The following is a 20,975-nucleotide window of genomic DNA, read 5'->3' as shown; positions in this document are numbered from 1 at the left end:
TCAGGTGACCAGGCGGAACAGGCGGCCACCTCCCGCTTTCAGCAACACTGCCAGTTCCCGCGAACTCTCCTCCGGAGCAAAACGGAGCACCTGGCGCGCGGCTCCTTCTGGGGCAATTTCTTCCAGGCCCTTCACCTGGCGGCTGAAAAAGAGCCTTGGCTTGGCTCCCCTGCTGTAGTTGCGGTTGACCACCATGACGTATTGGTCCCGCTTGCTCTTGCCACGGAAGAGCGCTACCGTGACGAACTCCCCATCGATCCTGTAGACCATGCCCCGCAAGTTGACGCGCTGCCCTCCGGTGGGTACAGGGTCGCTATGGTAGACTGCCGTGCACCTGGCGCGCGACAGGGCTGGCGACCAAGCCGCCACGGTGCCATTGATTTCAACAAGGGCGCGGGCCGCCGGCGGCAGAGGTGCGCGGGAGGTACCCCAGGCGCGCAGGGTGGCCCAGTCGAGCACGTATTCCAACCCCGTGGCGCCATGCGCCAGAAGGCACATCGCCTGAAAGCGCAGGTAGTTGTCGCGCGGGCCCACCTCGTCGCCGCCGTGCGGTGCAAAGACCGTCCCCCACCAGGGAAGGCGCGTGGCCAGCCCTGCCTCTCTGGCCGCGGCGAGGTTGGCAAGAAAATCCGGCGCAGGTGTCCCGCCTTCGATTCCCTGCTGGTCGAAGGGGATGACCGGCGGCCGCACAGTGGCAGCGAACTGCTCCAGCGGCCGCAGGGCGTAGCGCGCCGGGTGGCGCATTTGCTCAGGCCCGTACCCAGTCAGGCCTACCAGCACCCTGTGCGCGCGGTCGCGGGACGCCAGGCGCTGCCTCAGGGCTGCGGCGCGGTTGAACAGCGCCGTGTCCGCCACCAACCCCAGCCAGTAGCCCGCGCACGCCGGGTGAGCGGCAAAGCGGGTCGCCATCCGCTCTGCATAGGTCAGGGCAGAGTCCAGCGGCAAGTCCCAGGCGAGCAGCCGCTGGTCTCCCACGAAGAGCTTGAGGCCCACCTTCTGTGCCGCATGCAGCGCGCCCCTCAGTGCGGCTTCGTCATGGTGCGCGACGATGCCGGCAGTGAAGCCCAGCGAAGGCAAGGCTGCCACCGCTTCCGGCGAGGGTTCGGAACCGTAAGGGGCACGGGCGATGACGGCCACGGGCTCCGGCGGCCTTTTTGCGCATGCGGCAAACAAGACCACCACAGCCATGACCGCGCGGATCGCCAAGGGGGTACCGAGCGGCGCACCTCCCTGGCGAGGCGGCCGTGTTTGTCCCAAGGAGGCCCTAAGGCGCAAGCACGCTGAGTGCACGCTCTGCCGCCTCCAGCAGCGGCTGCGCCGACAGAGGCGCGCCCACCGCTGCCCGCATCCAGGCCTCGGGCGTGATTGACCCCAGGCGACACATCCGCTCCATCTCCTGCCCCAGGTTCTTGTCGGCCAAGTACTGCTCAATCTGGAAGGCAATGATGTGGCCCAGGGGGTAGTCCGGTAGGTAGAGGCCGGCATCGATCATGTGCGAATAGATAGCCAGCAGGAGCTGGTCCCTTTGACCAAAGACCGGGGCGTAAAATTCGTTCCACACTTCTTTGGCGATGGCGATGGTGGCATCCTTCAGCTCGGCTGGCTTGGCGTTGGGGTGCTCGTACATCCAATGCCACACCCGCATGTCCACCAGGGCCACGCCGGCGATCTCGTAGGTGGCCCACAGGTTGTCCAGGGTGCGCAGATGGTCGGCAAGGGGGTCCTTCTGCTTCAGGCCGAGCAGCTCCAAGTCCCGCGCCTGGAACACGAAGGCAAAGGCCTCGGTGAAGGCAGTGTTGGGCACGCCCCGCAACAGGGTGTGGTCCACCTTGTTCAGGGAAAAGACCTGTTCGCAATTGTGCCCGAGCTCGTGGATGGCGATGTTGTACCCTTTGTAGTTCATGCCGGTGGCCGGGATGCGCGTGCGCAGATGGGCCTGGTCTGCCCTGCGGCCGGGCTCCCAGGCGTGCCCTGGCCCGCGCGCCGGGTCGACGGTGATCCTTTCGCTCAAGAAGCGCGCTTGCTCAGCGGAGAAGCCAAGCTTCTGGAGAATCCGGGGGATGTCGCCCTCGAAGGCGCGCGCATTTGGATAACGCTTGCCGACAATCCTGTCCAGCTCCGCCTCGCTGTACGCGCTGCGCGGCTTGAAGCCGTTGTACCAGATGTCGAACGGCTCCAAGGGCCGCCCCAATCTCTTTTCAATGAGCCGGGCAGTGCGCGCCACCTCCGGCGAAGCCAAGACCTGCTTGAACAGCGCCTCCACCGTTTCTTCCGGTATCTCCCTGTCGCGTTGGAAGCGCCGGTCCATGAGCGTCGGCATGGTGGGATAGTACGGATCGGCCTCGCGCTCTGCCTGAAAGATTTTCAGAAGGTGCTCGTAACGGCGGTCGGGCTCGGGTGTGGTTTCCACCCTGGCCGGCGGGGTTGCCCCTTCGACGTCCTGCACTGCCGCGGGTGCAACCGTGTTGCTCACCGGCTTCCAATCCACCGCCGGGTTGTTGATGACCACTGCAGGGATCTCCTGCATGATAATCCGCTCCATGATGCGTTGAATCAGCCGCTGCCGGGGCAGGCCCTCTGGGTTGGCATACTGCGCCTTGAGCTCATCGCGCAGATTCCAATGGCTGATCAGCTTCATGCCCGCGGGGAAGAGCCGCTTGCCGTCCTCAGTGAGCACGTGGTGCATGAAGATGTTGTAGTGATTGATGTAGTCGTCGGCGCTGACGTAGGCCTCGCTCAGGCGCTGGTTGATGGCCGCTGGCACGCGCGCGGAAAAGGTCTGCACCAGGCGTGCATGCGCCCATTGCTGCCGGCTCCACTGCGGCCCCAAGGCAAGGCGCTCTTCCAGGGTGAAAACCGGGTAGTTTAGCAGCGCCACCAAGGCAATCCGCTTTTGGAAAAGGTCTTCCATGAGGTGAGCCGCAGGGGAAAACTCCGCGAAGAGGTAGTCGATGGGCAAGATCGGCCCGATGTCCAGGTCGAGCGGTCGCCGCAGCTCTCGGCCCATCTCGGCGAAGTGACCGAAGATGCTCTCAAAGTTCCGCTCGTACCGTTCGGTGATCTGGGCGAGGGTTGCGGTGTCGCCGACAAAGTGCTCAGTACAGAACGCCACAAAGGCCTCGGGAGGGCCGTCCTGCTGTTGCCACATCTGCGCCACCTGACGCACACCACGCTCGATGCGTTGCCGCTGCGCTTCGCCGTATTTGCCGACCAAGTCGGTGACTGCGGTGGCAATGTGCCGCTCCTGGACGTAGTGCATATCGTTCACTCCTACCTTCCTGATGCACGAAGGTGCCAACCAGAGCATGCTCGCGGTGAAGATGATAACGAAAATGTTTCTGCTCATCACATCGACTCCTTTTGCGATGAATCCCCAAAATGCGCTACGGCTCTTGGCAGATGACCCGCGTGGCACTGCTGCCGGCCTGATGAGCCCTTAGTCGCCGTCTCGGGCTGAGTTTTCCCCGGCGTAATAGCTCACCACCTTGCGGGCGAAACGGCGCAAGAGGTCGCAATCGCCCGCCGACTTGTCGGTGAAGACGACCAAAATGAAGCGGGCGCCGTTCGGCAGTTGCACGATTCCGGCATCGTGGCGCTTGCTATCCACCAGGCCCTGCTTGGACCACAGCCGGGCCCCTTTGGGCAGCACGCCTGCCAGGAATTGCTCGTCTGGGTCGGGCTCACGCCTCATCAGTTTGAGCATGGCTGCGCAGGCCCGCCGGCTCACCACCTTGCGCTGGTCGATCAGATAGAGAGGCAGCGCCGTCTCGTCGGTGGTCAGCTTGTTGCTGTTGAGGTAGTTCAGGCCCGTTGGTTGGCCGAGGAGCTGCAAGTCCCGGCCATAAGGGTCGCCATCCCAGGTCTTTTGGCAGGCGTTGACGCTGTCGAATCCAATGCTGCGGAAGTAGCGGTTCATCCACCCGCGTTTGTAGGCGAATTCCTCGAAGGCGCTGCCGTCCAGCGAGTCTCCGGAGGTAGTGTTCGTGAGGCGATCCACGATGCGGTTGGTGGCCTGGTTGTCGCTGATTGCGATCATGAGCTCCAGGTCGCGGCGCAACGCCCGATCTAAGCGGAGCATGCCTTGTTGCACCTGGTAGAGAGCTGCCACCATGTAGAAGGCCTTGATAACGCTCGCCGGGTAAACCTTCTCGTTCCCGCGATAGGACGCCAACTTGGGAAGGCGCGGGTCGCCAAGGTCGATGAGCGAGGCCCAGAGGATGCCTCCCTGGGGCTTGGGGCTGTCACACTCCTCCAGTGCGCGCTGTGCCGCTGCGCTCAGCAGCTCGTCCAGAGGAGTCCATCGCTGGGGCTCCTGCAGCGCTTCCCTGGTCGCCTCTTTTGGGATGCTCTCGGTGGAGGAAAACCACGGCTTGCAGGAGAGCGCGGCCACGTAGGTGGTCCCCAGGCACATGAGCCAATAGCGCAAGGCCACCGGTGCCTCCTTTCTGTTCGGTGGATTGGGTGACTGGTGGCGCGTCACATGCCGGGCAGTGAGCGTGGCGTCACCCCGCGAGCCCACGGCACCAGCGCAAGACGCCGGCGGGGACTGCGGGTACCTCTCAGGGTGCCTGGCCGCCGAAGATCACGCCTAACTTCAGCGACAGGCCGCCCATCTCTCCTGCGGCGAGTCGATACAGCGCCGACCCGTAGCGAATGGTCAGCTCCTCGGACACGGGCAGCAGGTATCCAGCCCACCCCTGCAAGGCCGCAAACTCGACCAATTGCAGGCGCAGCCCCACGCAGGGCTCTATGCAGAAGAACCCCTTGCTGGCCTTATGGCTGCCGGAGTCGTCCTTGATCTCCACCTCGTAGCCGCCGCCCCCAATGACGCAGCCTGCCGAAGTGACGAGCCTACCGTGTCGATTGATGTACTCAGCCAGGAAGCCGCCGTAGCCGAAGGACACCTCCAACGACCGTTCCTTCCCGTTGATCAGCGCTGAGCTGCGCAGGGAGGCCCCTGCACCGAGGCCGCCGATGCGCGAATGCAGAAAATATGCGTAACCGGCGCCGCCTGCCCCGCGCAGGTACGAGCCCAGTGGCGGCACGCCGAGCACCCGCGCCAATTGGTCCATGCCGTCGCTGCTGAAGGTCTGGAAATGCAGGAGCGGTCCACCGCCGCCCCCATAAGCTCCCTTTCCGTCGGCGTTGGCGTTTGCCACACTGCACAGTACCATCGCGCATACGCAGACCGCAGCCGTCCACTGCAGATGCTGGCTTCGCATACTTCCTCCGAAGTTCGTCCTCTGTTCTGGCTACTTCTGCCCCGCCGGCGAAGCCAAGTTACCACAATTTTGCGAGTTTGTCAAGAGAAAATGCGGAGGCCTTTGTAGGGACCAGGCATCCGCTTCTGCCGTGGCACCAGACCACCGCGCGGGCTCAACCTGGCAGATTAGGGCGCTGTGCCGGCTCGCGAAAGGCAGAGACACCGCTTCTCGCTCTGTTCGCCGGCCAAATGCGAAGGCAACCCGGGACTCCGCCTATGCGAGGATCGACGCTCTGCAGCTGAGTAGGAATGCCTGCGACGCAGCCCCGAGCGGCTGAGCACTGACGAGCAGCGAACCGGAAAGCAGACCGCAGTGGGTTCGGCCGCGGTCAGTTCTTGTTCTTCGGCTTTTTTGCTCCGCTGTCCTCGAGAATTTTGCCCTGAGCAGACACCCGCACTTCCGCCTCTTTGTCGTTGGTCGTGGTGATGGTCACCTCGTAGGCGGAGAGCCTCTCCTCCTTCCCTCGCACCTCGGTTTCCTCCATTGCCTCCTTCAAGGTGGACTCGGGATAGCGCTCCTCGATGGCCTGGCGGATGGCTTCGGGTAGGTCACTGGGCGCGATTGCCTTCTCGTAGTTGATGTAGCTCCCATCCTCCCTAATGTCCGCCTCGCACTTCCGGTCGCCTTCCTTGAATTCGACGTCGTAGACGATGGCGCCACCCTCCTTGGCCCTGGTGGCTCGGCCGATCTCGGCGGTGGGGAACCTGGCCAGCAGGGCATCCTTCACTGCCTTGGGGATCATCTCCTCCGTCACCGGGGTTTCCTGGCTGCAGGCCAAGATGCCAAGGCACACCACCGACGCGACAATAGCAACAAGCACGATGTACCGACGCATGACTACCTCCGCGAATTGAGTTTACGTGGGATGGCAACTTGCCACCCCCAGCATCGCCGATTGTTCTATGGTGCCGGGCTCCGCCGCCGGGCCGAGTGAAATCCTGTCAAGCTGGGTGCGCTCTGAGGCAGCGAATTCGCCCATTGCCCGGGCTTTCGGGAGGTCGGCTTGCCGACTTCCGCCCGATTCGGAGCGCCGCTGCTTGCCGGTCGAATGGTTTCGTCTTGCTGCCGGTCTTCCTCTCGATGCAGAAACGATGCGCAAGCTGCCACGGGTTTCGTCAATCACCTTGAAATGAGCGATGTGCCTTGCGCGCTGTACCAGGCTCCTGCCCGGATAGGCTCTCCTCTGGAGATGGTTTGCCCTCATGCGATTTTCGTCCAGGAAATCTTGAGCCCGAAACTATCCACCCGAACGAAGCATGGCGAGAAGGGTTCAAAAACCAGCTCCGGGCCTGGAACATGGACGCGCGCAGCATCAGCAGCGATGATGTGATCTGCTTGATCCGCGAGAAATCAGATTCTCCGTGCGCAACCAGCGCCAAGGCCTTCACCCCTTCAAGCAGGGCGTCTGAGCGCGGGGATTCAATGGCTCGACCGTAAGGCGGAACAAGCAACGTTTCCCACACGGCTCACGAATAGCACTCTCTGCCTCGTTTATTCTCGGCGAGGGAAGCATCTCTGATTACGGTCACTTCTGGTGTCGACGGACGCGTTGGGCCGCACCGTCTGCACTAAGTACTACGCGATTCGTCTTAAGGTCGGCCCACCCAGTACCTTCACGGCGCCGTTTCTACCGTCGGACATGAAGTGAACGGCAAGGTCGTCCAGATTCTGTGGCCCAAGGTGCCAGGCGATGCCGGCTTTGCCATCGCCGTAAACCGGTTGTACGCCTGGAAGTCTGCGCAGAAGCGCTGGTGCTCGTGCCGGGGGCCATGGCGATCAAGCGTCAGGGCAGAGAAGAAGACGCGGTCGTTCAGGCTATTTTGGAAGCCTCGCATCCACTCTCGTGCCACGCGCCCTTTCGCGGTCCAGTTGCCGCCAAAGCTCTTGGGCAAATCAGCGAAGTGGATCTCGCCGCAGTAGTTTTCGTAGCTTCGCCACTTTTTTGGAACGGCCCGCACCTCATTAGGGTGTCGCGTCCCAAGGAAAAGTAGGCCAATCAAGAGCCAGCGCTTGTTCGGCTCACTTTCATCATGGAACTGGTGGTATTCGGCGGTTCGCCTGGCCGGTTGGCCCCACAGACCTCTCTCCATCGCTCACAGCTCCCCCGAGAGGCTTTATCCAAAATCGCCTGCTCCAGGCGCTGGAGATCTGCTTCGGTGGCCGCCTGGGCTTCCTTCAGCGCCCGCACGCGTTCCTGGACCTGCTCCAGGTGCGCCACGATGCGCCGTTGCTTGGGGAGGGGTGGGAGGGGATGAGGTGCGGTTCATGAAATTCCTGAGGCACCCTTCATTGCCCACGCCTCCCCAGAAGGCCATCTTGGCTTCTTCGCGCAAGCGTTCTTGCCTTACGAGAACCCATATCCACTCCGAGATAACGTCTTCGCACGGTGCAGCACACGGAACTCGGTCGATTCAGGTCCAATACTGGTCGATTGGCCCTCGTAGAATATTGGCCTTCCGATTTTTCATACAGGGCGTGATCTTGGCGAAACGACGTCCTTTTCTTCAAAGTAAGTGTGGCCTTTCCAGACCCGCTCTTAAGGATGCTCTTCAGCGCTGACAACCGTCACGCTTTCACCATCAACTGCCGACATTGGCACAAACGTGGACATTTGGTTCTCGTTGTCTGCGAGGCCGTCGAGGATTGATCTCGCACACCTCCCCTAACCGCACCTAGCGCCAGCCGGAGGGGAGTTTGTAGGGACCTTCGGTCATGGTTTGTTTCCTGCCTCCTCCAGTGCCCGCCGGGCCCGTTCTACGGCATTCTCAAAGAGCTCAAGCGGATCATGCGTATCCACCACCTCCCGAAACCCACCAAGCCAGCTCCGAATCAGGTCAAGGTCCAGCTTCAGTCTCTGACGGATGAGAATGCCTTCCACGTCCTCTCCATCGCGAGCCCGTCCGGCGACGCATTTGTGGATGATCAGGTCCTCCGGGCCGATCAGCCGCAGTTTCCCTACGCCAGGAAAGTCCACCTCTGCGGCCCGTTGAAGCGCCTCTTCCTCGTAGCCCGGGATTCCTAAGGAAATGTCAATCGGCAGTCGCTGCCCAGTCTGAACCAGCAGGACCCGGTGTTGAAGAGCAAACTCCCGGGCATCGGATATCCGAGGAGCGAACTGCGAGAGAACCGCATCTACAAATGCATCCAGTTTTTCCGGGGACATAAGTACCGTTATGTCCACGTCTCGGGTCAGGCGCGGCTCGCCCCAGTGCTGCAGGGCCAGACCTCCGATGAGGAAATACGGGATCCCACGGTCTTCGAGAAAGCGCGCTACTTCAACGGCAGCTTGCAGGACATCCATCTTCCATTCGCTCCATTGAGGCGCAAGACAGCCTGACGGACCGCCAGAAGCACAGGAGAAGGGGTCTCTCTCTGATCACCCGCCATCACGCCACATAACCCAAGGTAAATTTCGATGGAGCGCTCATAGGTAAGAGAGACCAGGAATTGCACCCGCTCTTGTGCGAGGCGCTCCCCTGCGGCTCGTTGTCCGGAGAGCCATTTTCTCACTTCCTGTTTATCTATGGCCCGACGCATTGGCAGTCTGCGACTCTCGGTCATTCAAAAGTTCGTCCAGCTCTTCCACTATGCTCAGGATCTCCCGCTCTTTCTCCAGTAGTCCAGTCACGATTTCAATCGGGGAGGGTAAAGCCTCGGCCTCTTGGCGGTTCGGGTGTCAGGCGGTAAGGTCGTAGGGTTGCTCCTTGACCTCCTCGACCGACTTGAACCCCGGACTTGCAGCACTTGCTGCTCGATGTACCATGTGCCGTCTCTCTGGTTGGCCGCCTAACGACTCGCGGCTAAGCCCCAGCTTAGGCGGCAGAAGGTCTTCAACTACCTACGCCCAGAAACATATCGGTATGCTTCAATGAATAGCGGCTTCAACTCCGAAATATCAAGAGAATCCAGCCTCAAAGGTCGGAACACTGCTTCGTGGAAGCTGCTATCATACCTTTGAAATTCCCATTGGTGGCCCCTAAAATTCCTGGCGATATCTTCGGGTAATTTGAACCTTAGGTTCCAAGGGTAGGTGCCCCCCAGCCCACAGCAAAGACTACCCTATTCCCAAGCTTAAAGCCGGTGTAGTACCTATTGAGATTATACGGCAACTCCCACCCTTGCTCAGCTGCCATCGCGGCTATTGCTTCTACAGCTTTTCGGAACTGCGCTGTCGCTTCCTTTCCGTGTTCGGATTCGTAACAATCCCAATCCCATTCTCCCGCCACTTTGGTCACTCCGACCTTGGGCAAAGGCTTGGACTCTAGAACCTCAACCATCAAGAACTCTTCTTCCTCAAAGCAGTAACGCCTCACCTGCACTAGATCAATAGCATACCCTATCTTACCTGCCATACGAGGTACGGCTGGTTTGAAAGAAGGGGCAATCAGGATAGTGCGAATGTCTAGGTTTTCCCAGTCCGGCTCAATGCCCTCAGGTTTGTTCTTACTCTCTAGCCAAATTGCCTTTATGGAGTCTGGATTCGTTTCGGCCCAGATTGCATATCCAAGCGCTTGTGGCAAAATGTCCTCGCCTGCTTCTTCGTTCTTGATCTCTATAATACACACGCGGGAGTCCTGATCTACCCCTAACATATCAGGAATCCCTTGTTTGGATCCAGTACGAATCTGGCGATGGATGACGTAGATGTCACCCCCAAGAATTTCCTGATTGTCAAGTATGTATCTCTCCAGCTCAGCCCCGGACGGGAATGGCTTTTCGACCAGGCTACGTGTCTGGCCGCGCGTCCTCCAGTATAGGTTGATCATCTTGATCCAGCCTTCCTCCCTTATTTGATTGATGAGTACAAACAACTCTGGCGAACCGCCGCCTAACTACTCCGTATCTGGTTCCCGGCCAAACCCGTCTCAAGAGCCACTTCCAGATACCCGAGACGCACCCATGTTCTCCAAGGGACCATAGAGACCAAGGGTTGCAGTGGCCTCGGGCAGGGCCCCGGGTTTCGTCTGGTCTCCGCATAACAGGCGCGACATTGCCCTCTTTGAGGCGTCCGTTGCGCGCGCAATTTAGGAAATCCCGGCGCAAGAGTCAAGTGTTTTCGGCGCTTGGCCAGGGAAACGGGACCAAGCTCTCCGGTCGCTTCCGCCGCTTGCGCAAGAACACTTGAAGGCCAGCAAGGCGACGGATGCAGTAAGGTCCTCCTCCACCTGCGCCAAGATTGCGTTTGCAATTTGCCGGCATTTGTTGTATTTTTGCCATCGGGTCTGCAAGAGACGGAACAGCCGAAAGGAGACCGGATGAAGACCGAGGAGCTAATCCGGATCGAGGACCAGTACGGGGCACACAACTACCACCCGCTGGACGTCGTCCTCACCAGAGGAAAGGGCATCTGGGCGTACGATGTGGAGGGCAATCGGTACCTCGACTTTCTCAGCGCCTACTCTGCCCTCAACCAAGGACACTGTCACCCGCGCTTGGTGAAGGCGATGACGCGCCAGGCCGGCAGGCTCACTCTCACCTCGCGCGCCTTTCGCAACGACCAGCTCGGCCTGTTTTGCAAGGAGCTCTGCGAACTGACCGGCTTTGACATGGTGCTGCCCATGAACAGCGGCGCCGAGGCAGTGGAAACCGCCATCAAGGCGGCACGCAAATGGGGCTACATCAAGAAGGGGGTGAAGAAGGACAAGGCCGAGATCATCGTCTGCGAGAACAACTTTGCCGGCCGCACGACCACGATCGTCGGCTTTTCCACGGAACCGCTCTACCGGCAGTGGTTTGGCCCCTTCACGCCGGGTTTCAAGATTATCCCCTACGGAGATGCCCGCGCCTTGGAAAAGGCCATCAACAAGAACACAGTGGCCTTCTTGGTGGAGCCCATCCAGGGTGAAGGGGGCATCATCGTGCCGCCTGTGGGCTACCTGCGTCAGGCGGCGGAGATTTGCCGCGCGCGCAACGTCCTCTTGATGCTCGACGAGATCCAGACCGGGTTAGGCCGGACCGGCAAGCTCTTCGCCTACGAGCATGAGGGCATCAAGCCGGATGTCATCACCGTCGGCAAGGCCTTGAGCGGAGGGTTCTATCCGGTGTCCGCGGTGCTCTCCAAGAAGGAGGTGCTCGGCGTGTTCACCCCAGGCGAGCACGGCTCCACCTTTGGCGGCAATCCTCTTGCCTGCGCCGTCGCCAGGGAGGCGTTGCGGGTCATCGTCGAGGAACGCTTGCCGGAGAACGCCTTCAAGATGGGCACCTATTTCATGGAAAAGCTCCGCACTATCAACAGCAAGCACGTCAAGGGAGTGCGCGGCAAGGGACTTCTCATCGGTGTCGAGCTTCATCCCCAGGCAGGGGGCGCACGGCGCTTTTGTGAGGCCTTGCAGAAGAAGGGTCTGCTGTGCAAGGAGACCCATGAGCATATCATCCGCTTTGCCCCGCCGCTGGTCATCACCAAGAAGGACATCGACTGGGCGTTCGTGCGCATCAAGGAGGTGTTGGAGACGCTGCCGTGAGCGGTGGAGGCGCTTGAGACCACAGCAGACGAGGAACAGGTGACCGAGCAAGAGACCGGGCAGAAGAAGGGGCGCTCGCCATGGCTGTGGGTGCCCAGTCTGTACTTTGCCGAGGGCATCCCCTACATCGTGGTGATGACCGTGTCGGTGATTTTCTACAAGCGCATGGGGATCTCCAACGCGGAGATAGCTCTCTACACGAGCTGGCTCTACCTCCCCTGGGTGATCAAGCCGCTATGGAGTCCGGTGGTCGAGATTATCAAGACCAAGCGCATGTGGATTGTCCTCATGCAGCTGGTCATTGGCGCGGCCTTAGCCTCGATGGCGCTGGCCATTCCATTGCCGAATTTCTTCAAGGTGACGTTGGCCATCCTCTGGCTGCTGGCCTTCAGTTCTGCCACCCACGACATCGCGGCAGATGGCTTCTACATGCTGGGCCTGAGCCAACACCAGCAGGCATGGTTCGTGGGCATTCGCAGCACGTTCTACCGGTTTGCGATGCTCACCGGTCAGGGCTTGCTGGTGATCGTGGCAGGCTACATCGAGAGCCACACGGGGTTGCGGCCGGTGGAGGTGCCGGTGGTGGCCACCCGCGCTGGGGCGGAGGTCGTGTGGGCCGACAGCACAGTCGCTCCGGCTGAAGGGCAGCTGAGGATCATCGTCAGGCCTGATACTTTGGCCATCGGCTTACAGGCGCGGACGCCGGCAGAGGTCAATGAGCTCATCGCCCGCGCGCGCCAATGGAACGCCCGTCGGCAGCCGAGGGCCAGTGCCGTTGCCGAGCAGTGCCAGGCAGCGCGGGCGCAGCACACCACTTGGTGGCAGCGCCATGTGGCCAGGAGGGTGGCCGCAGCGTTCGTGGCGGTGTTCGGCTCTCGCTCCTCAGGCCAGAGCGGCCAGACCGTGGCGGGGAACGTCGGCCTGATTTGGTTGCATCTGTCGAGTCCGCCGCCGGCGGGCAAGAGCGTGGTGGTGCACTTTGGTCGGGAAGGGGGCGACAAGAGCATCGCTTTGGTGGAAGGCGGCAGGTTCGAGTTCACCAGCGACAACTGGGCGCAACCGGCGGTTGCGGTGATCCAGCTTGATCCGAAGTTGCGCACCACCAGTTCCGCGCGGTTTATGGCGCGCGCCGGCAACGTCCGCCTGTCCTGGACGCTCACCTTTGCCGGGCTCGGCGCCCTGTTCTTGCTGTTCATGGTCTATCATCGTTTTGTACTGCCCTACCCAAAGGCCGATGTGCCGCGCCGGACCGGTGGCCTCAAGCCTTTCTTTGCCAACTTTGCCCGCACCTTTGCGAGCTTCTTCACCAAGAAGCAGATCGGCATCGCGCTGGCCCTGTTGCTGCTCTACCGGTTGGCCGAGGCCCAGTTGGTGAAAATCGCCTCGCCTTTTCTCCTGGACAGCCAGGAGGCAGGCGGGCTCGCCCTGACCACCGGGCAGGTGGGCTTTGTCTACGGCACTGTGGGGTTGTTGGCGCTGTCATTAGGGGGGATCCTCGGGGGCTTCTTGGTCGCGCGCGATGGCCTCAAGAAGTGGATTCTGCCCATGGTGCTGGCCATCAATGTGCCGGACGTGGCTTACGTGTACCTGTCGCACTATCTGCCGGACAATTTTCTGCTCATCAATCTGTGTGTGGCGACTGAACAGTTCGGCTATGGCTTTGGCTACACGGCCTACATGCTCTACATGATCTACATCGCCGACGGGGAATACAAGACGGCCCACTTTGCCATCGCCACTGGCTTCATGGCGCTGGGCATGATGTTGCCCGGCATGATCAGCGGGTGGATACAGGAGCTCATCGGCTACGAAAAGTTCTTCCTCTGGGTGCTGCTTTGCACCATCCCTGGCTTCATCATCGTGAAGTTGCTCCCCTTGGACCCGGAGTTTGGCAAGAAGAGGGACGAGAAGACGTAGGTCAAGTAGGGCGGGCAGCGCTCCCGGGGCGTTCGCCGGGCCCGGGTGTGCATCTGGTGCGGTCAAAGCTCGCCGTTTGCTTGAAGCCCGCAGAGGCGGGCGCCTGTTCGGTGCAATTTGGGGAGGGCATGAGCAATGTGCGCACGGAGCTTTGTGTTGATTGGGCTCCTCGCCGGCACCATCTTGATTGGTTGCGCAGAGAAGTGGCCCACCGAGGTGCCCGAAACGCTTCCCTCGGGAACCCGGCTTCTGCCCCTTGCCGTGGGGACAAGTTGGGTGTATCGGCACACAATCTACGACAGCCTGCCAGGGGCGCCCTGCACCGGCGAAACGGTTGTCTGGAAGGTCGGGAAACCAGTGATGCTGCAGGGAAGCGAGTACCTGCCTTTGGCTGAGTTCTTCGCCGTGCGGGAGACGGAGGAGGGCCTCTTCTTTGCCCGTGTGGACACCACGGCAGGCCGGGTTCTTGATGAGCTATTCTTCAGGACTACGGCCAGGCAGGGCGAGCACTACACGTACACCTTCTCCGCGCCCGAGACCACCATCACCTACGAAATCGCCTTCGCGATCACACCGGTGGAGAATGGCGACTGCTATTTCGGCGCCACATACGCCGTGACCAAAGTGAACGGCGAGGAGGTGCGACAAGGGCCGGCCTTCCTGTTCCGCCCGGGTCGCTACCTAAAGGCCATCGACCGTTTCCCGGCGCCACCGTTCCACTTCTGGGCCCTGGCAGAGTGAAGGCGCCAGAGCTACGGCCCAACGATCGCCCCGGCCACCACGTTGGCGACGACGCTGCGCAGACGCACCACGCTGCCAACGTCCTTGGGGTGGACCCGGTTCGTCAGCAAGATCACCGCTGCGTCAGTGGCGGGGTCGATCCAGATGGAGGTGCCGGTGTAGCCGGTGTGGCCGTAGCCGCCGGCAAAGAGGTCGCCGCCGTTGGAGGCGTACGCACTGCTGATGTCCCAGCCAAGGCCACGGCCTGACTGCGCCGCTTCTGGATAGACGGAAGTCATCAGGCGCACGGTCAAAGGGCTGAGGATACGCACGCCCGCATAGTGCCCCTGGTTGAGCATCATCTGGGCGAAGATGGCGAGGTCTTCCGCAGAGGAGAAGAGCCCCGCATTGCCCGAAACACCGCCTTGCAGGCGCGCCAACGGATCGTGCACCACCCCATGCAAGGGCGCGCCGTCCACCACCTCGGTGGGCACGACCCGCCACAGCAGTTCCTTACCGGGACAGAAAGAGGTGCTTTTCATGCCCAAGGGCAGGAAGATCTGCTCGCGAGCGAACTGGTCAAGACGATGGCCGGAGACCTTGCGCACAATGTGCGCTAAGGTGATGAAGCCCAAGCAGCTGTAGTGGAATTCCTTGCCCGGTGCATTCAGCTTTTTGAGCTTGGCGATGTGGGCGACCAGCGAGTCCGTGGGACAGGGGCGCCCGAGGCGGCGCGCCACGCTGTCGGCATTGGTGTAGGGTGGCAGGCCTGAGGTGTGGGTCAACAGATGCCACACGCAAGCATCCTCAGCCGGTGCTCCCTTGTCGTCAACGAAGGGAGTGAACTCGGGGACGAACGTCGTCACCTTGTCGTGCAGGCGGAGCTTGCCCTGTTCCACCAGCAGCATCACCGAGGTGGCGGTGGCCACTGGCTTGGTGATGGAGGCCAGATCAAAGACCATGTCTTTTTCCATGGGCTTTCGCTCGGGCACGAGCTGGGAGTGGCCAAAGGCCTTGTGCACCACGATGTGGCCGTGGCGCATGACCAGGACCACGGCCCCAGGTATCTCCCCCTTGGCCACTGCTTGCGTGATCAGCTCATCCAGCCGCGAGAGGCGCTCGGTGGACATTCCCACCTGTTCAGGGCGCGCGTGCGGCAGGCCGGCCCACGATGCAGTGAGCGCGCCCAGGCTCATCGCTAAGAATGTGATCCAGCAAAGGGGACGCATGCTCTATTCCGCAGACTGACGCAGCCGTGGGCTATCGTCTGCCACTGAGGGCACCGATGACGGCCATGAACAGGGCGGCGCCCACCACCGCCCAGAGCACAGGGATGCCCCCGACTACGAGGAAAATCGGGGCGTGCAATTGCCCTGCCATCCAACTGCCGATCAAGGCGCCGATGAGGCCAATGGCGATATTGGTTAGACACCCACGCCGCGAGTAGCCGGCGATGGCGGCTCCCACCGAACCACATATCGCCGCGACAATCAGGAGAACGAAAAACCCTAACACTGACATGGTTCCCTCCGCTCGTCTGCCATCTGCTTTCCTGCGGAAAAGGTAACCAGGGGAAGGGAGAAATGCAAGCAGAATCTTTGGTGCTTGTGGAGAGGTCAGGCAAGAGGTCCGCATTCCTGTGTCGTAATGCGGAGGATTACGACAGCCTCGCCAAGTCTTTCGAACGGGCAACGCTGGTGTGAAAAACCTCATGGGACACTAAGGGCAGTGGGCAGTAGTGGCACCATTGCAGTACGAATCTCGGGATGGGTTGCGTAGCGCAAAACTTTAATTTGCGCAAGCACCGAGCTTCGGTTTGGGCGGGCAGGGTAGCGCAAACCTCTGGTTTGCGCCTGGCCAATGCGAGTTTTGTCCCCCTGCGCGGCAAATTGCCCCCTTCCTGTTCGCCTTTGCCGGTGGGCAAACCAACCGGTCTTAGAGGCAAATTCTTCACTCACGACCTCGCTCTGACAGCTTAGTGTCCCGCAGATGGCAACCTATCACAACGGTCGGCCGCGTAGCGCAAACCTGCGGTTTGCGCCGGGCAAATCGGAGATTTGCCCTACTGAGCCGCTGGGGAGTCCGGGCGCTGGGCGGATCGAAGATTTGCCCTAGTGGGGAGGAAATGGCAGTCGCCCAGGGGGGATCCCGCAGGCGACAGTGCCGCTCGCGTCAGCTGACAGCCTTTTTGAGCTTGACATTGAGGATATTTTTCTGTATATTTGCGCTGCCATATGCGCAAAGAAGCGAAACGACAGAAGACCGGCCGGCGCGACGCGTGGAGCAGGCGTCAAGGGATCGCCCTCGGCAAGACAAACTATCTCCTTGCCGCCTTGGGGTTGATAGTGATTGTCATCGGTTATGTCTGTCTTGCCCAGCCGCCGGTTAACGGCTTTCTCACCCTCACGGTGGCCCCCATCCTCCTGGTTGCCGGCTATTGTGTCATTATGCCTCTTGCGATTCTCTGGAGGGGCAAGGACCGGGGGGAGCGGCGCAGCGAGCAGCCGGGCACTACCTCGTCGCAGGGGTAGCAGACGCGGGCGGTTAGCTCAGGTGGTTCAGAGCGCCTGCCTTACAAGCAGGAGGTCACTGGTTCGAGTCCAGTATCGCCCACTCCAACGGGGTCGTGGTGCAGCTTGGTTAGCACACTGGCCTGTCAAGCCAGAGGTCGCGGGTTCGAGTCCCGTCGGCCCCGCCATTTGCCCGTGTGAGCGCGATCCGTACCCGGCGCAGCGCGCGTCCTAAGGCAGCGTCCACCTCCCATCCGCATAGTTGTGTGGCACGCAGGGTATGAGGTCGCGCTTTCTGTTTGCCCTTTGCCAGCTGCCGGCCTGCCTCAGTCTGAGGGGCGACCGGCTTCCGATCCCATCTGCCTCATCGTTTGCCAGGGCCCTGGCCAAGATCCCGGACACCGAGGGTCTCACGACAAGGCACCGGCTTGCAGGGTCTCGAAGGTTCTGTCCACGACCTCTCCCGTACTTCTTCGCTGCTCGCTTTGCCCCAATAGCCCTGCGCTCGCCAGGTCTTGGATGGAGGTTGCAGCTGCAGATCATCGCCTCGCCCGGCCAGAGGACGTGGCCTGTTGGTCTACCCCAGGCCCAGCCGTTTGCGCGTGAACGGGATGAGGCCTCCGGCCTCGAAGATGCCGATGACCTCTGGCGGGAGCGGCGGAAAGGCGAACGATGCGCTCCCTACGCGCACCAGGCCAGCCTTGAGATCCACCTCCACGCGCTGCCCGTCCTCGATAGCAGCCACTGCTTCCGGGCACTGAATGGCCGGCAGGCCGGCGTTGATGCAGTTGCGGAAATAGAGCCGGGAGAACGATTTGGCGATAACCGCGCCCACGCCGGTGTACTTGAGGCAAAAGGCGGCCTGCTCGCGGGAACTGCCGCACCCGAAATTCTTTCCTCCCACCACCACGTCGCCTGGCTGGACTTCGCGCGCAAAGCGTGGGTCGAGGTCTTCCATGGCCACCCTGGCCATCTCCTTGGGGTCGGTCACCGTGTAGGTGTATTTGCCGGGGAAGATAACGTCGGTGTTGACGTCGTCACCGTACTTCCAGGCTCTTCCTCGAATTATGCTCATGGCCACTTGCTCTCCTGCGTTTCAGACCACTTCGCGGAAATCGGTAATGGTGCCGGTGAGGGCCGTGGCCGCCGCAGTGCGGGGGCTGGCGAGGTAGATTTCCGCCTCTTTGCAGCCAAAGCGTCCCTTGAAGTTGCGGTTGGAGGTGCTCAGCGTCACCTCCGCCGGGGCCAGGATTCCCTCGTGATTCCCCATGCATGGCCCGCAGCCAGGGTTGACAATCACCGCCCCAGCCTCCACCAGCGCGGCGATGTAGCCGGCCGCCAGTGCCTCTTTCAGCACCTGCTGTGAGGCAGGAATCACTATCATGCGCGTGCTTGGGTGAATGTGCCTGCCCCGCAGCACACTCACCACCTCGGCAAAGTCCTCCAGGCGCCCATTGGTGCACGAGCCAAAAAAGACCTGATCAACCTTGACACCCTTCACCTCGCTGACCGGTTTGACGTTGTCCACTGTGTGGGGGCAGGCAACCATCGGTTCGAGGTTGCTGACGTCTAACAGGTGTTCTTCCTCGATGAGCGCGTCCGGATCCGAAGTAACCGCCTGAAACGGGCGGCGAGCCCTGCCTTGGAGCCATACCATGGTCTTGTCGTCGGGTTCGACATAGCCGATCTTTGCGCCCATTTCCACGGCCATGTTGGTGAGAACCATGCGGCTGGCCATGCTCATTTGTCGGACGGCGGGGCCGGTGAACTCCACTGCCTTGTACAGCGCACCGTCTGCCGTCAGTTTGCCGATGATGTGCAGCATCACATCCTTGGCGGAGATGCCCTCGGGAAGCTCCCCGGTGACCACGATGCGCATGGTCTCCGGCACCCGCAGCCAGATCTTGCCGGTGGCGAAGATGACCGCCATCTCGCTGCGGCCGATGCCCGTGGCGAAGGCGCCGAACGCGCCGTAAGTGGTCGAGTGCGAATCGCTGCCCACGATGACTTCCCCAGGCAGGGCGAAGCCCTCTTCCGGCAGCACCTGGTGGCAAATGCCGCGATGGATGTCGTAAAAGTGCTTGATCCCCTGCCTGGCTACGAACTCGCGCACCTCCTTGTGGTTCAGCGCGAACTTTTCATTAGCAGCGGGTACGCAATGGTCGAGGATGACCACGTGCATGTCGGGGTTGAAGACCTTGTCCACGCCGATGCTGTAGAAGGTCTTGGCGATGGCAGCGGTGTTGTCGTGGCTCATGGCCACATCGGGGGTGACCTCCACGATTTCGCCTGCTACCACTTCTTTGCCTGCTTTGTGCCCCAGGACTTTTTCCGCGAAAGTCTTGCCCATAGGCCTCCCTTCTGGTTGTCAGTCCTTCATCTGTCCTTGGCCGCCCAGAGGTCACGCAGGCGGGCGACAAAGGCGCCGCGCCGTGCCGGGTCGCCGCGCGGCTCTGCCTTGAGCCTCTTCCATGCCTCGGGGCAGGCCTTGAACGGCACCCCCACCAGCTCGTGCAGCATCTGATCGATCTGCCGCCGGTTTGCTGGCGTCAGCTCGATGCCAGCCTCGTGCAGCTCGGCGCTGAGGTGGCGCAGGTAAGAGGACTTTTCTCCCTCCTGAACTATGGCTTGCTTCCACGACTGCTCGTCAACGACCTCCGCAAACTCCGCAGGGCTGTCCCCGTAAGCACCCGGTAGGCCGGCGCATTGGCGCGACGGTAGGCTTCTGAGTGATGCATGGCAGCTACCCCGCGGGTTTTCAAGGAGTCTTCCATGGCCGCAATTTCCGAGACGGAAAACGGCAGCTCTCCGCGACGTACCGCAGCAGCAAAGGGCCGCCACAGGGCAAAGAAGCCCTCCTCGCTGCCCTGCAGCGCGCGGGCGGACTCTAACAGCGCCTCCCAGAGAGCCTGGACAGATCCACCACGGTGTTTGTACGGACCCAGGTTGAGGCGCACTACGGAGTGGTCCGGCGAAATGGGCTCCGCCAGGGGCTCGTCTCCGGAGGCGTGCACCTCAGCAAATTCGCGCTGCAACTCCCGCAATGCCCGCTCCAGGTCCAAAAGGACGTGCGCCGGGCCATAGACGGCCTGCTGGAACATCTTGTACACGTCCTGCACGTGGAGGCCCGCATGGTGGCCCAGGTGCCAGCGCACGAGGTCCTCCACGCTCATGGCTGGCTGCCGCTCTCTGCGCGTCGCAAGCGCGACAAACACCGCCGTCAAAAGGTTGGCCCCGTTCACGAGAGCTCCTGGCACAGCGGGCAGAAAAAGCAGGGGCGACGCGCGCAGAGCTGGCGAGCGAGAGGAGTGCCGCACCTCCAGCACGTGCGGCTGCGCGCGTCCCAGCCCGCGGAACGAAATCTGCCTCGCTTGGCTTGCAGGTCTACGAAGCCCGTGGTTGCTGAGCCCCCCTGTTCTACTGCCTGCCGCAGCACCTCCCGCATGGCCTCGAAAAGAGCTCGCTGCTGGTGCGCAGAGAGGTGGCGCGCCTCGGCCCGCGGGTGAATGCGTGCCCGGAGCAGGATATCGTCCACAATTGGCTCGTCAAGCCCGGCGATGCGGCGCTGGTCAAGGAGCAAGGGACGCACCATGCGGTTCCCCGCTTTGCCGAGCGCCGCGCGGAGCACCTCCAAAGTGAATTCGGCGGACAGGACATCCGCGCCAAGTCCCTTGAGCGGCGGCAGGCGATGGAGGTTCCCACTGGGCAGCAGCCTCGTCGCCCCAGGGGCTTCCACGCTCACCAAGAGCCAGGCGTCGCGCTCGAAGCGCACGGCCATCCGGCCTTCCTCAGGAGTCGGCTCGGGGCCGGTCACCCAGCGCACCGTGCCCCCTTTGGCAAGCTGCAGCACCATGGAGAGCCCTGTGTCGAAGCCTACGATCAGGCAGGTGGCAAAGCGGTCGACGCCCGCCACTCGCGAGCCGTACAGAAGCGTTTCCGGCCGTGGCGGCAACTCACCCGCCCAAGCTGGTGGAAAAGAGGCTTGAATCACCTTTTTGCCCAAGGCGTGCGCACGCAACTGACCGGCAAGGATGGCGACCTCCGCGGCGGTGCGCGTGCACCGCATGGGCGCGCGCAAACTACTCACCGAAGCTCCTACGGCT

The 20,975-nt window shown here is 61.7% G+C and carries 19 protein-coding genes and 2 tRNA genes; 6 read left to right on the top strand and 15 right to left on the bottom strand.

Annotated features, from left to right (window positions below; all coding sequences use genetic code 11):
* The 8 genes from NUW13_12320 to NUW13_12285 all read right to left on the bottom strand — a co-directional run bounded on the left by NUW13_12320 (window position 1) and on the right by NUW13_12285 (window position 10,030).
* Window positions 1–1,290, bottom strand: coding sequence for a hypothetical protein (locus NUW13_12320; protein ID MCR4439801.1), 1,290 nt, complete (start codon window positions 1,288–1,290; stop codon window positions 1–3).
* The gene (locus tag NUW13_12315; GenBank protein ID MCR4439800.1) at window positions 1,265–3,346 is read right to left on the bottom strand and encodes a hypothetical protein; all 2,082 of its coding nucleotides are present in this window, start codon (window positions 3,344–3,346) and stop codon (window positions 1,265–1,267) included. Before NUW13_12315 ends, NUW13_12320 begins: the two co-directional genes overlap by 26 nt.
* 90 nt (window positions 3,347–3,436) lie before the next feature.
* Complete coding sequence (locus NUW13_12310; protein MCR4439799.1) at window positions 3,437–4,432, bottom strand: class A beta-lactamase-related serine hydrolase; 996 nt, start codon at window positions 4,430–4,432, stop codon at window positions 3,437–3,439.
* Between the two features lie 127 nt (window positions 4,433–4,559).
* Window positions 4,560–5,222, bottom strand: a complete 663-nt coding sequence (locus NUW13_12305; GenBank protein ID MCR4439798.1) for a hypothetical protein — start codon at window positions 5,220–5,222, stop codon at window positions 4,560–4,562.
* A gap of 370 nt (window positions 5,223–5,592) precedes the next feature.
* A complete protein-coding gene (locus NUW13_12300) occupies window positions 5,593–6,099 on the bottom strand; it encodes a hypothetical protein (GenBank protein MCR4439797.1) in 507 nt (168 codons plus the stop codon).
* A gap of 778 nt (window positions 6,100–6,877) precedes the next feature.
* Window positions 6,878–7,354 (bottom strand): hypothetical protein, encoded by a 477-nt coding sequence (locus tag NUW13_12295; GenBank protein MCR4439796.1) that lies wholly within the window; start codon window positions 7,352–7,354, stop codon window positions 6,878–6,880.
* A gap of 620 nt (window positions 7,355–7,974) precedes the next feature.
* Complete coding sequence (locus NUW13_12290; protein ID MCR4439795.1) at window positions 7,975–8,565, bottom strand: nucleotidyltransferase; 591 nt, start codon at window positions 8,563–8,565, stop codon at window positions 7,975–7,977.
* A 712-nt stretch (window positions 8,566–9,277) separates the two neighbouring features.
* Window positions 9,278–10,030, bottom strand: a complete 753-nt coding sequence (locus NUW13_12285) for a hypothetical protein (GenBank protein ID MCR4439794.1) — start codon at window positions 10,028–10,030, stop codon at window positions 9,278–9,280.
* Window positions 10,031–10,519: 489 nt separating this feature from the next.
* On the opposite strand from NUW13_12285, the gene rocD reads away from it, so the two are divergent.
* The 3 genes from rocD to NUW13_12270 all read left to right on the top strand — a co-directional run bounded on the left by rocD (window position 10,520) and on the right by NUW13_12270 (window position 14,383).
* Complete coding sequence (rocD, locus tag NUW13_12280) at window positions 10,520–11,725, top strand: ornithine--oxo-acid transaminase (GenBank protein MCR4439793.1); 1,206 nt, start codon at window positions 10,520–10,522, stop codon at window positions 11,723–11,725.
* 3 nt (window positions 11,726–11,728) lie between these two features.
* Window positions 11,729–13,642, top strand: a complete 1,914-nt coding sequence (locus NUW13_12275) for an MFS transporter (protein ID MCR4439792.1) — start codon at window positions 11,729–11,731, stop codon at window positions 13,640–13,642.
* A 135-nt stretch (window positions 13,643–13,777) separates the two neighbouring features.
* The gene (locus tag NUW13_12270; protein ID MCR4439791.1) at window positions 13,778–14,383 is read left to right on the top strand and encodes a hypothetical protein; all 606 of its coding nucleotides are present in this window, start codon (window positions 13,778–13,780) and stop codon (window positions 14,381–14,383) included.
* An 11-nt stretch (window positions 14,384–14,394) separates the two neighbouring features.
* On the opposite strand, the gene NUW13_12265 is transcribed toward NUW13_12270, so the two are convergent.
* On the bottom strand, window positions 14,395–15,591 hold the full coding sequence (locus NUW13_12265; GenBank protein MCR4439790.1) for a beta-lactamase family protein: 1,197 nt from the start codon (window positions 15,589–15,591) through the stop codon (window positions 14,395–14,397).
* A gap of 31 nt (window positions 15,592–15,622) precedes the next feature.
* Window positions 15,623–15,883 carry a hypothetical protein gene (locus tag NUW13_12260; GenBank protein MCR4439789.1) on the bottom strand — a complete coding sequence of 87 codons (261 nt, stop codon included), beginning with the start codon at window positions 15,881–15,883 and terminating at the stop codon, window positions 15,623–15,625.
* A gap of 713 nt (window positions 15,884–16,596) precedes the next feature.
* On the opposite strand from NUW13_12260, the gene NUW13_12255 reads away from it, so the two are divergent.
* From NUW13_12255 to NUW13_12245, 3 genes are all read left to right on the top strand, one after another.
* Entirely contained in the window at window positions 16,597–16,893 is a 297-nt protein-coding gene (locus NUW13_12255; GenBank protein MCR4439788.1) for a DUF3098 domain-containing protein, read from the top strand.
* Window positions 16,894–16,900: 7 nt separating this feature from the next.
* A tRNA-Val gene (locus tag NUW13_12250) sits at window positions 16,901–16,975 on the top strand.
* Window positions 16,976–16,982: 7 nt separating this feature from the next.
* Window positions 16,983–17,060 (top strand) — tRNA-Asp (locus NUW13_12245).
* Between the two features lie 389 nt (window positions 17,061–17,449).
* Here NUW13_12245 and NUW13_12240 read toward each other — a convergent pair.
* The 5 genes from NUW13_12240 to NUW13_12220 all read right to left on the bottom strand — a co-directional run bounded on the left by NUW13_12240 (window position 17,450) and on the right by NUW13_12220 (window position 20,959).
* A complete protein-coding gene (locus NUW13_12240) occupies window positions 17,450–17,947 on the bottom strand; it encodes a 3-isopropylmalate dehydratase small subunit (protein MCR4439787.1) in 498 nt (165 codons plus the stop codon).
* A 21-nt stretch (window positions 17,948–17,968) separates the two neighbouring features.
* Window positions 17,969–19,222, bottom strand: coding sequence for a 3-isopropylmalate dehydratase large subunit (locus tag NUW13_12235; protein MCR4439786.1), 1,254 nt, complete (start codon window positions 19,220–19,222; stop codon window positions 17,969–17,971).
* 26 nt (window positions 19,223–19,248) lie between these two features.
* Window positions 19,249–19,392 (bottom strand): hypothetical protein, encoded by a 144-nt coding sequence (locus tag NUW13_12230; GenBank protein MCR4439785.1) that lies wholly within the window; start codon window positions 19,390–19,392, stop codon window positions 19,249–19,251.
* Between the two features lie 101 nt (window positions 19,393–19,493).
* Window positions 19,494–20,114, bottom strand: a complete 621-nt coding sequence (locus NUW13_12225; protein ID MCR4439784.1) for a hypothetical protein — start codon at window positions 20,112–20,114, stop codon at window positions 19,494–19,496.
* Complete coding sequence (locus tag NUW13_12220; protein ID MCR4439783.1) at window positions 20,111–20,959, bottom strand: hypothetical protein; 849 nt, start codon at window positions 20,957–20,959, stop codon at window positions 20,111–20,113. The genes NUW13_12225 and NUW13_12220 overlap by 4 nt, the downstream gene beginning before the upstream one ends.
* Window positions 20,960–20,975: the final 16 nt, after the last annotated feature.

It is taken from the genome of candidate division KSB1 bacterium (genome assembly GCA_024655945.1).
In the GTDB taxonomy this organism is placed as follows: domain Bacteria; phylum Zhuqueibacterota; class Zhuqueibacteria; order JANLFK01; family Oleimicrobiaceae; genus Oleimicrobium.
The sequence above is the reverse complement of the archived record's forward strand: the minus strand, read 5'-3'. Positions and strand labels throughout refer to the sequence as shown.

Bases quoted from the DNA above. Each gene is read 5' to 3' on its own strand.
- NUW13_12315 (MCR4439800.1), bottom strand. From the start codon at position 3,346: ATGAGCAGAAACATTTTCGTTATCATCTTCACCGCGAGCATGCTCTGG.
- NUW13_12305 (MCR4439798.1), bottom strand. From the start codon at position 5,222: ATGCGAAGCCAGCATCTGCAGTGGACGGCTGCGGTCTGCGTATGCGCG.
- NUW13_12300 (MCR4439797.1), bottom strand. From the start codon at position 6,099: ATGCGTCGGTACATCGTGCTTGTTGCTATTGTCGCGTCGGTGGTGTGC.
- NUW13_12295 (MCR4439796.1), bottom strand. From the start codon at position 7,354: ATGGAGAGAGGTCTGTGGGGCCAACCGGCCAGGCGAACCGCCGAATAC.
- NUW13_12290 (MCR4439795.1), bottom strand. From the start codon at position 8,565: ATGGATGTCCTGCAAGCTGCCGTTGAAGTAGCGCGCTTTCTCGAAGAC.
- NUW13_12285 (MCR4439794.1), bottom strand. From the start codon at position 10,030: ATGATCAACCTATACTGGAGGACGCGCGGCCAGACACGTAGCCTGGTC.
- rocD (MCR4439793.1), top strand. From the start codon at position 10,520: ATGAAGACCGAGGAGCTAATCCGGATCGAGGACCAGTACGGGGCACAC.
- NUW13_12270 (MCR4439791.1), top strand. From the start codon at position 13,778: ATGTGCGCACGGAGCTTTGTGTTGATTGGGCTCCTCGCCGGCACCATC.
- NUW13_12265 (MCR4439790.1), bottom strand. From the start codon at position 15,591: ATGCGTCCCCTTTGCTGGATCACATTCTTAGCGATGAGCCTGGGCGCG.
- NUW13_12260 (MCR4439789.1), bottom strand. From the start codon at position 15,883: ATGTCAGTGTTAGGGTTTTTCGTTCTCCTGATTGTCGCGGCGATATGT.
- NUW13_12255 (MCR4439788.1), top strand. From the start codon at position 16,597: ATGCGCAAAGAAGCGAAACGACAGAAGACCGGCCGGCGCGACGCGTGG.
- NUW13_12240 (MCR4439787.1), bottom strand. From the start codon at position 17,947: ATGAGCATAATTCGAGGAAGAGCCTGGAAGTACGGTGACGACGTCAAC.
- NUW13_12235 (MCR4439786.1), bottom strand. From the start codon at position 19,222: ATGGGCAAGACTTTCGCGGAAAAAGTCCTGGGGCACAAAGCAGGCAAA.
- NUW13_12230 (MCR4439785.1), bottom strand. From the start codon at position 19,392: ATGCTGCACGAGCTGGTGGGGGTGCCGTTCAAGGCCTGCCCCGAGGCA.